Source organism: Clostridium sp. chh4-2, assembly GCF_002899675.1.
Taxonomy (GTDB): Bacteria; Bacillota; Clostridia; order Lachnospirales; family Lachnospiraceae; genus CHH4-2.
This window is the reverse complement of record NZ_PKUU01000005.1, coordinates 274,149-284,073: the sequence shown is the minus strand read 5'-3', so window position 1 is coordinate 284,073 and position 9,925 is coordinate 274,149. Positions and strand designations below refer to the sequence as shown.

Here is a 9,925-nt window from a genome sequence, read left to right as displayed (position 1 = left end):
GGCGGAACTGGAGAAAGACAGGGGATTCGGGTTACGACCAAGTATCACTAAGGGTCTGCACACGATCCCCTGTCTTTCTCCAGTTCCGCCGCCCGCCCAGGTTTCCCCTTCTTTCCGGCTGTTGATTGGCTAGCTGAGGGTAAAAAAGATTTGGTGGATTGTGAGTAAATTTTACATCAAGGGTGAGGTCTTTTCGCGAAATGCCTTGACGTTTAAAGTAAAACCCGAAAGCATTTCTGAAAATCCCTTAACGATTAATGTAAATGTGATGCTGCATAAATAACTAGGCACTCATATTGTTTTTAACCAGGCTAGTGAAAATCAGCACGGAATGGGGAGGCGGAGCCGGGAGAGGCAGGTCGGAGGAGCCGTCCGGTCCGGGGAAGAGGATGTTAATTGTGCGAAAACTAGAGAATAGTCTGAAAATAATAAAATTATAAAAAAGAGTATTGACAAATGAGAGGGTATTGGATATAATAAAGACAACAAAAAGAAATACGAAACAAAATCTAAACAAGGAGGTACGGACCACCAAAATATTAAGCTTCGTTTAGTTTATTACTTAATAAACTAGACAATAGGACAAACCAATCTACCAAAGCAAAAAACAAAAGATGAATCAAATCTAAGAATAGTTTATCTAATGAAATACGAAATGGATCGTTTGGTGATATGACGAGAAAGTATTGCTGATGCGATAAGAATTTTCGAAAAGTTACAGATAACACTTAGAAAAGAAAATGGAAAGAAAAGTGATTCGAAAAGGTTTGCAGCAGAGGAGAATGGGTAACAATTAAATAAAGAAATGTACATATCTACAAAAGATAAGAAGATGTACAACATACTAAAGAATTGAGAGGTATATACTCCAATGGACGAGATAGTTTGAGAACGAGTATCGAATGAAAGTTAAATCGATACTCGTTCTTATTTTTTTGTTTTAGAAGAAGCGGTGATTCTTTACCGGCTCCCCTATTTAACAGGAAGCCGGATGAGAAATCGGGCGCCGCCGATGCTGCTGTCTGTTACTGAGATGGTGCCGCCATGTAATGAAACTAATTCTTTTGCAATACTCAGACCAAGGCCATAGTGCTGCTTTCCGGTTCTGGAATCATCTGCCCGGTAAAAGCGTTCAAAGATATGTTTTTTAATTTCATCCGGTATTCCGCAGCCTTCATCTTCCACAGCCAGAATCAGGCTGCTTTTTTTTTCGTTTAATGCGGCGGATATCCGTATGGTTCCTCCGGCCGGAGAATAGGTAAGAGCATTGTCCAACAGAATGGTGAGCACCTGTAACAGGCGGTGTTTATCGCCCATAATGTGAGGCAGGGAGGATTCCGGAAGATCCAGGGACAGCTTTAAGTTTTTTTCAAGGCAGATCGGTTCAAAACATTCGTAGGTTTCGATGAGAAGCGTGTCCACGTCCAAGGGTTCCGGACGGAAAGACCAGCTGCCGGCATCTGCGGAGGCCAAAAGCAGCATGTCGTTGATTAAGTGGGACATGCGGCAGCATTCGTTGTCTATATTTTTTAAAAACTGCTCCTGACGGTCCGGGGCGGCCGGAATTGCCGACAGGCTGGACCGTATCACCGACAGGGGAGAGCGCAGCTCGTGGGATGCGGCAGCGATGAATTCATTTTGCTTTTTTCTGCTCATTTCAATGGGCTTTAATGATCTTCCAACGAAAAACCAGCTGACAGTAAAGAGGGCTGCAAGTCCGGCAGCTTCTAAAAACAGCAGGAAAAAACGCTGCTTATATAAGCCGGATGCGGCCGGGTTCTGATAGGACAGCAGGATCAGGCTTTGAAAGCCATTTTGTGAAGGGAAGACAAGGGCGGAAGCGTAATAGTGGTCATTCTGATCTCCGGCAATTGTGAATACGGAACTACGGAGAAGGGAAGAGGAGACAGGAGGAACGCTTGTATTAATTCCTTCCGAAAGCGCCTGTTCACGGGCCCGTTCCAGCAAAACGGAACGGGCGGTTAATGGAGTCCAGGAACCGGAATAGAGAAATGGAGTTCCGTTGTCTTCAATATGTATGATAAGGTCTCCCGAATTTTCCATCTTGGACAGCCAGGTCCAGTCGATCGTCGTTCCCGCCTGAATCCTGGCGGCGATATTTAAAATGTTATTCTGAAAGTTTTCCAGACTTTTTTGTCTGGCATCTCTGGTGCTGGCGGCCAGGACTCCGATCACAACCGCTGTCAGAATCAGGCCGGTGGTGATGGTATATAGGGCGGTCAGCTGTTTGCGCAGTTTTTTTATCATGAAGTGCCACCTTCTTCCAGCCGGTAACCGACTCCGTGTACGGTTTTAATCTGTGCGGCTGCCTGTACGGATTTTAAACGCCTTCTTAAAAAATAGATGTAATTGTCCAGGTTGCCTTCTTCCACCTCCGAATCAGGCCCCCATATGTAGGACAGAATCAGGCCTCTGGGCAGAATCTGTCTGGCATTGCGGATCAGATATTCTAAAAGGGCGGATTCCCGTTTGCTTAAAGACACCGTGCCTCCGGGGCCGGTCAGTTCGTGCCTGTCCGTATCCAGGCTGATATTGGAAAAGGATTGGTTTAAACTGTGTTCCAGTCTGGCAGGACGTCTTGCGATGGCGCGGATGCGGGCCAGCAGTTCTTCTACTGCATAGGGCTTTACCAGATAGTCGTCGGCTCCGGCGTCCAATCCATCAATTCTGTCGTTGATTCCGTCTAAAGCGGTGGTGATGATTACCGGCGTGGAGATCTGCTGGTTTCTCAGACTTTTTAAAAGGCTGATTCCATCGATGACCGGAAGCATCCGGTCCAGGATGATCACGTCATAAGGGTGTTCGGAAGCATAGTAAAATGCGTCCTGTCCCGTATAGCAGGCATCCGTATCATAACCTGCGTGAATCAGCTGTAATTTTACCGTATCGCATAATTCTCTGTCGTCTTCTACCAATAGAATTCTCATAATAAATTCCCCATTTATAAATAGATTTATTTCTTGCTTATGTTTCGGGAGGCAAGACCTTTTGCACCCCAATCTACTTAATAGTATAGCAGACAAATCTCTAAAAAATCTAAAAGAAATTATTACCATTTTCCAGTTTTTTTAGAGATCTGTTTGATATGATAATGGCAGAAACAAATAAACGGAAAGGAAATTTTCGTCAAAAGGACGGGAAGAGGGAGAAGTTATGATAAGAAAGAAGATTATATCAGCAGCGCTCGCAATGAGCATGGCCGTCGGTTTGCTTGGCGGATGTTCTTCTGCATCAAATACAGATACGAATACAGGCACAACCGCCGGTACAACGCAGGCACAGACAGAGGAAAAGCCGCAGGCGATGGGAAGATATGCGGAAAGCAGCGTGGAGTTTCCGGGAGAAAGCGGGGACAGGATTGTGGATATGATACAGTTGGAGGATAGAAGCCTCGAACTCTATATAAAAGAAAGCAGTGGAATTAACCGGTATCTGCTTCGTGACGGTCAGTGGGAAAAACAGGAGAAGTCATTGCTGGAGGAATTAGAATTTCCATATTATTTTAATATGATATATGGGGAGGATAAAAACAGGTATGTTTCCTATCATGACGCAGAAGAGTATAAGGCTCATCTGGTGAAGCTGGAAGAAGGGCAGCCGCCTAAAGAACTGTTGGAAGACATTTTGTCGGTGAAAAAAGACAGTGGATATTATGCAGTCTATCCGGATTATTATGGTATCACGGCGGACGGAACCATATTGATGTCTGACAAAGATAAGACTGTTGCATATACCCAGGACGGAAAAGAACTGTTTTCCATGCCCCAGATTTGGAGTTCGATGGAATGGAGGCCGGGCGGATTTCTCTATGATGATATTTATCTGACCATCGGAAATAACTGCTTCTTAAAATATGATGTAAAAGAGCAGTCGGGAATTGCCAAAGAAGAGATTCCCTATCAGTCCCATTCTGAATACGGCGACAGTTCATCTCCGACGGCTGCCGACCGTAAAGGCGGTTTCTTTGTGGCCAATGCAGATGGAATTCATCATATGGCACAGGGGGGCAGCATTTGGGAAACGATTGTGGACGGAAAGCTGAATTCTTTGAGCATGCCCAGCGTTTATCTCAATAAATTATTTGTGGGCAATGAGGACGATTTTTATGTATGGGTAGGAACCGGGGAAAATGACCAGCTGAAACACTATGTTTTTGACCCCAACATGCCCTCTGTGCCCAGCCGGACGTTAAATGTATACGGGCTGGATCTCAGTAAAGATGATACGATCCGTCAGGCTGCATCCATGTTCCAGCTGGAACATCCCGATGTTATTGTGGAACTGATCGATGGGGCGGAAACTTCGGGAAGCACCACAGTTTCCGATACAATCAGGGCTTTGAATACGGAACTTTTGGGAGGAAATGGGGCGGATATACTGGTTTTGGACGGCCTTCCAGTGGACTCCTACATAGATAAGGGGATTTTGGCGGATATGAAGGATGTGCTGAAACCGATGATTGATTCAGGCGAACTGATGGGAAATGTTGCCGCGCCTTTTACTGAGGCGGATGGAAGCATCTATCAAATGCCTTCCAGGATGACCCTTCTGGTGGCATATGGTGATCAGAAGGCCATTGACAGCCTGGGTTCGTTGGAAGGGATTAAAACTTATCAACAGAATCCGTCCAATCTGCCGATCCGGCCTAAGACAACGTATGAAAACCTGCTGAGACAGATAACAACGATTTCTTATAATGAAATTGTGGATGGACAACAGAAAAAACTGGTTCCGGGAAAGATAAAGGAACTGCTTGAGACGGTTCAGACCGTTGGAGAAGCCTGTGGGGCCCAGCCATCGTTTGGCGAAGACGAGGAGTCCGGAATGGGGCGGGTCTATAATATGAGATTTGGCGCCAGTGGATTTATGGACAGTGAATACGAACGGGTGGATACGGGAAAAAGCAGCATAGCCATCGACAGTGCCAATGGTTTGAGCGGGCTGATAATGTCATTTGCAGTTATTAATAAGAACCAGTTTACTTTGCAGTCCGTTAATAATTCTTATATTCCAAAAGGCGTGCTCGGCATTAATAAAGGGAGTCAAGATATGGAACTTGCTCAGGAATTTGTCCGCTATGTGCTGGGCAGCCAGGTTCAGGGCAGTGATTTATCAGACGGGCTTCCTGTTAACTTAAAGGCTGTGGATGAGTGGATGGTCGACAAAAAGAGCAGTGAATACATGGTTGCCGTGTCGGGCGGCGATGGATATGAACTGGCCGGATCATGGCCTAATAAAGAAGAAAAAACGCAGCTGTTCCGTCTGGCAGAAGGGGCGGACCGTCCGATCATTGTGGACCGCGTTTTGTTGGGGATTATTATAGATGAGACGAAAGGATTCTTCGACGGAAGCCTGTCGCTTGAACAGGCGGCACAAAATGCAGAAAACAAAGCGAACCTGTATTTCTCAGAATAAAAAAGCCTTTTTGTTCCTGGCCCCCAGCCTGATAGGAGTTACTGTCTTTGTGTTGATTCCATTTTTGAACGTAATGTACAGATCCTTTTATCAGGCGGTCGGCGGAACCTTTGTAGGGCTTCGTAATTTCAGGGAGGTTTTAAGCAGTCAGGCATTTCGCCTGGCTGTTTGGAATACATTCCGTTTTACTGCGGTCTGTATTCCCACCCTGTTGGTTTTATCCCTTTTCCTGGCACTTCTGGTGCTGGGAATAAAAAAGGGAACGGGGCTGTATAAAACCAGTATCCTGCTGCCCATGGCAATTCCGGTGGCGTCCATTGTGCTGCTGTGGAAATTAATTTTTCATTCCAAAGGACTTTTCAATCAGCTCCTGTTACTGTTTGGGGTGACGGGAGGGGATTGGATGGGAGATAAAAGCGCATTTTATGTGCTGGTTGCCACCTATCTGTGGAAAAATACGGGATATGATATGGTGCTGTGGCTGGCCGGGCTGGATGGAATCTCCAAAGAGCTGTATGAAGCTGCGGAGGTGGACGGAGCCGGAGCATGGCAGAAATTTATCTATATCACCATGCCCGGGCTGAGGCGTACGGTGCTTTTGGCGGGCATTTTATCCGTGGTTAATTCATTTAAAGTGTTCCGGGAGGCCTATCTGGTGGCAGGTGACTATCCAAATGAAAGCATCTATATGCTGCAGCATTTGTTCAACAACTGGTTTGTATCCCTGGATATTCAGAAAATGAGCGCGGCCTCTGTTTTAATCGAAACGGTGGTTCTGGTTCCTATTGTTTTATGGATTCTTGTGAGAAAGAGGAGGAAGAGCCAATGAAAAGGTTTTGCATGAAAGCAATTCTGACCTTTTTCTGTATTCTGGTGTGGATGCCCCTCCTCATGATGGCAGGCAATTCCCTGATGTCGGAAAGCGAGATGCTGGACCGGTTTGCCATAATATTTGGAACAGGAATGACTCCGGTAAAGGAAACGCTGATTCCGACTTATCCTACGCTGCGGCCATATATTGAGCTGCTCTTTGATTCACCAGGATTTTATGTGATGTTTTGGAATTCCTGCTTCCAGACGGGAGCTGTTTTAGCGGGACAGATGGTAGTTGCCCTTTTGGCGGCCTGGGGATTTGCCAATTATAACTTTCGGGGAAAAGGGGTTCTGTTTTTTATCTATATCGTTTTGATGATTTTGCCGTTTCAGGTAACCATGGTGCCTAATTATCTGGTGCTTAAAAATTTAAAACTTTTGAACAGCCATTTTGCGGTGATTCTGCCAGGGATTTTCTCTACGTTTCCTGTATTTATCATGACGAAATTCTTTGAAGGAATACCGGTTCCGCTTTTGGAGGCGGCAAAGCTGGACGGAGCCGGGGAATTGACCGTGTTTTTCAAGGTGGGAATTCCCCTTGGGATGCCGGGAATTATATCCGCAATGGTTTTAGGGTTTTTGGAATACTGGAATGCGATCGAACAGCCGATGGCATTTTTAAAGGAAAGGCGGTTGTGGCCTTTGTCGCTTTATTTGCCGGAGATCACTTCGGATAAGGCGGGGGTTGCGTGGGCTGCTTCGATCGTTATGATGATTTTGCCGGTTACTCTGTTCATACTGGGACAGGGAAATTTAGAGCAGGGAATTGCTGCTTCCGGAATAAAGGAATGAGGAAATGGATAAAGAGAGAATCAGTAAGGAAAAAATAGGGATTTTATGCAAAAAAACATTGATTATTTTTCTCGTATCCATGGTGATCCTCACTTTTTTGTCCAGGGCGATGGATGCGGTGACCGTTGCGAAAGTACAGACCGAAAGGGCCAAACAGGGAGTGGTGGACTATGAATTTAAAGGGGAAGGAACTTACGCGGCGGATAATATGGTTTATATAAGCCTTCCGGAAGGGCTGAAGGTGGGAAAGATCGAGAAGATGCCGGGACAGGAAATAAAGGCTGGGGAAAATGTGCTGACAGTGCAGCAGGAATCGTTAGAGGAGGAAAGGGAACGGCTTCAGACCGAACTGGAGAAGGCGAAGCTTTTGCTGGAGCAGGAAAAACTGTCGGCCACGCCGATACCAAAAGTGACCCAGGAAACTCTGGCGCTTCAGGCCATTGAGGCGGATCAGAAGGCGCTGGAACTGGGAAATCAGGATTTGACGGAAGCATTGGATGAGTATTCCATTAAAACAGCTGATTTAAAGCAGGAATATCAGAGAAAGCTGGGAAGGTCCCGGGAAGAAGTGAAGGAAGAGGCGAAGAGGACATTTAAAAGTGCGAAACGCATGTATGAAACCGCGCAGATCAGCCGGGATTCCGCGGTGAGACGGGCGGAGAGGGAAGTGGATGACAAACAGAAGAAGCTGGATAAGCTGATAGAAAAGGATGAATCGGAAGAGGCCATCGCCGATGCGGAGTTGGCGTTAGAGAGAGCCGAGGAGGATTTGGAAGAGACAAAGGATGAACAGGATGTGCTGGTTGAAGAGGCCAGAGCGAAGATGTATGCAGCTGAATCGGATTACGAAGATGTGGATTATGGCAGCGAAGAGGCTAAGGAAGAATTGAGGAAAAATTATGAGACGGCCATGGAGGCGGAGGAAGACAAGTTAAAAGAAGCAAGGCGCAAGGTCAACAGTTTGGAGGAAAACCTGTACCAGTCCATGCAGAAACTGGAGAATGCCAGAGTTTCTGATGCGGGCGCAATGGCCGAAGAACAGGTGCAGAGGGAATCATCCCGCCTGAGACAGCGGTCCATGGAACTTGACCTTCAGGCAATTGAAAAGAAGCTGGAAAAAATCGACCGGCTGGCCGGACAAAACGGTCAGATTCTGGCCTCATCCGATGGGATTATGGTGGATTCAGGGCTGAATGACGGAGATTCCATTCCGGAAGGGAAGCAGATAAAAATGGCCTGTGGAAGCTTGAAGCTCAAAGCACAGATCGATAAAGAGGATTCCAAGCTGATAAAGCCGGGGCTGAAGATGAAGGTGAAAAATCCCGGAGAACAGGTCGGTATTGAGGCGGAGATTGAGACGGTGAATCAGATGTCCGAAGAGGATAAAGCGGAAATAACGGCAGTGATGCCGGAAGGCCAGGGTGTTTTAGGCGGAAGCGCCAGTTTCAGCATCAGGATGGAATCCGGAATATATCCAACCGTCATCCCTATTGAAGCGCTGAGAGAGGACAATACCGGATATTTCTGTCTTGTGGCGGAACCTAAGAAAACCATATTAGGTGAAGAGCTTGCTGCGGTGAGAGTTCATCTGGATGTGATTGAGAAAAGCAGCACGTCTGCCGCCGTATCAGGACCTTTAGGGGCGGATACAAAAATCATCACATCCGGAAATAAAGAGGTCAGGGAAGGCGACCGGGTACGGGTGGTGACAAAATGAAGCGATGGATAAGCATTGGGGCGGCTGTCCTCCTGCTGGGAATCAGCATGGCGGCCGGTTCCTCCGTTCTGAATCACAGCGGCCAGGTATTTTTTCATTATGCCGCCCAAAAAGGGCCGGATCAAAAAGCGTTGGAAGAGATGGAAAGCCGGGAGAAAGAAGACGCCATACGGGAACTGCCCCAGTTTGCCGCCTGGAGAGTGGAAGAAGGGGTGGAGATAAAAAGCGGCACATTGGGAAAGCGGATTCTGGCGGATTGCGTGACTGTATATGGGGCCAAGGAGCTGGCGAATCCGGTGCGTTTATCCGTTGGAAGTTTTGGGTATTCCAAGGATAAAGGCGGCTGCGTAGTCAGCCGCGGCCTTGCCATGGAATTGTTCGGCTCCGATCAGGTTATAGGAATGGAGCTTCTCTGTATGGGAAAATCATATAAAATCAAGGGCGTTATGGATGAAAAGAAAAAGCTGGTGCTGGTGCCGTCCGATGGTCAGGAGAAGTTTGAATATCTCCTATTCGATTACGGAAAAGGAGAGAACGGAAAAACAGAAGCGCAGACGCTTTTATTCCGCTATGGGATCGGTTCGGAATCCGTGTGCGCAGACGGTGCGCTTTTTGGCGCGGGTTCCGTACTTTTTCTTTATGGGGCCATTATTTCTTTTTTTTTCTGCGGCTTGTATGAATTCAGAAGACAATATAAGAAAAGCAGTTCCATGGACGGAATACCGATATTTTTAATTCTGTTTTCGGCCCTGGCATTTTTCTTTCTGTTAAACAGCCAACAGATGACATTTCCCCAGGAGTTCATACCTACCAAATGGTCGGATTTTGATTTCTGGGCGGCGAGGTGCAGGGAGATAAAGGAGAATATGAGCCGTCTTTTCTCTGTACCTTCCGCTCAATGGGTCCGGATTGTGGTGAAAAAGACCGCGGTGGGAATGGGGGCTTCCCTGCTTTCCATTCTATGTGTGGTGAAAATGATTTTTGGGTAACAGTTCAGCCTTCCGATACCTGCGCGGGCTCCGTCTGTTTCCATGGCCTTTCCTGTTCCAGTTTCGGGTATAAGCACTTCTAAACGTACAGGATTTTTCTAAAAGCCAAGGAAAATGT

Annotated in this window: 7 protein-coding genes; 5 read left to right on the top strand and 2 right to left on the bottom strand. The window is 46.7% G+C overall.

The window, feature by feature from the left end; all coding sequences use genetic code 11:
* Positions 1-972: 972 nt before the first annotated feature.
* Positions 973-2,268, bottom strand: a complete 1,296-nt coding sequence (locus tag C0033_RS07650; protein WP_103227274.1) for a HAMP domain-containing sensor histidine kinase — start codon at positions 2,266-2,268, stop codon at positions 973-975.
* Entirely contained in the window at positions 2,265-2,948 is a 684-nt protein-coding gene (locus C0033_RS07645) for a response regulator transcription factor (RefSeq protein WP_103227273.1), read from the bottom strand. Before C0033_RS07645 ends, C0033_RS07650 begins: the two co-directional genes overlap by 4 nt.
* A 226-nt stretch (positions 2,949-3,174) precedes the next feature.
* Between C0033_RS07645 and C0033_RS07640 the strand changes: the two genes are divergently transcribed.
* Genes C0033_RS07640 through C0033_RS07620 form a run of 5 tightly spaced genes read left to right on the top strand, consistent with a single transcriptional unit; the run spans position 3,175 to position 9,807 of the window.
* Complete coding sequence (locus C0033_RS07640) at positions 3,175-5,436, top strand: hypothetical protein (protein WP_242984439.1); 2,262 nt, start codon at positions 3,175-3,177, stop codon at positions 5,434-5,436.
* Positions 5,399-6,265 (top strand): sugar ABC transporter permease, encoded by an 867-nt coding sequence (locus C0033_RS07635; protein WP_103227272.1) that lies wholly within the window; start codon positions 5,399-5,401, stop codon positions 6,263-6,265. Before C0033_RS07640 ends, C0033_RS07635 begins: the two co-directional genes overlap by 38 nt.
* On the top strand, positions 6,262-7,101 hold the full coding sequence (locus C0033_RS07630) for a carbohydrate ABC transporter permease (RefSeq protein ID WP_242984438.1): 840 nt from the start codon (positions 6,262-6,264) through the stop codon (positions 7,099-7,101). Before C0033_RS07635 ends, C0033_RS07630 begins: the two co-directional genes overlap by 4 nt.
* A gap of 4 nt (positions 7,102-7,105) precedes the next feature.
* Positions 7,106-8,818 carry an HlyD family secretion protein gene (locus C0033_RS07625; RefSeq protein ID WP_103227270.1) on the top strand — a complete coding sequence of 571 codons (1,713 nt, stop codon included), beginning with the start codon at positions 7,106-7,108 and terminating at the stop codon, positions 8,816-8,818.
* Complete coding sequence (locus C0033_RS07620) at positions 8,815-9,807, top strand: ABC transporter permease (protein ID WP_103227269.1); 993 nt, start codon at positions 8,815-8,817, stop codon at positions 9,805-9,807. Before C0033_RS07625 ends, C0033_RS07620 begins: the two co-directional genes overlap by 4 nt.
* Positions 9,808-9,925 lie beyond the last annotated feature (118 nt).

Coding starts and splice junctions, on each gene's coding strand:
- C0033_RS07650 (WP_103227274.1), bottom strand. CDS start 2,268: ATGATAAAAAAACTGCGCAAACAGCTGACCGCCCTATATACCATCACC.
- C0033_RS07645 (WP_103227273.1), bottom strand. CDS start 2,948: ATGAGAATTCTATTGGTAGAAGACGACAGAGAATTATGCGATACGGTA.
- C0033_RS07640 (WP_242984439.1), top strand. CDS start 3,175: ATGATAAGAAAGAAGATTATATCAGCAGCGCTCGCAATGAGCATGGCC.
- C0033_RS07635 (WP_103227272.1), top strand. CDS start 5,399: ATGCAGAAAACAAAGCGAACCTGTATTTCTCAGAATAAAAAAGCCTTT.
- C0033_RS07630 (WP_242984438.1), top strand. CDS start 6,262: ATGAAAAGGTTTTGCATGAAAGCAATTCTGACCTTTTTCTGTATTCTG.
- C0033_RS07625 (WP_103227270.1), top strand. CDS start 7,106: ATGGATAAAGAGAGAATCAGTAAGGAAAAAATAGGGATTTTATGCAAA.
- C0033_RS07620 (WP_103227269.1), top strand. CDS start 8,815: ATGAAGCGATGGATAAGCATTGGGGCGGCTGTCCTCCTGCTGGGAATC.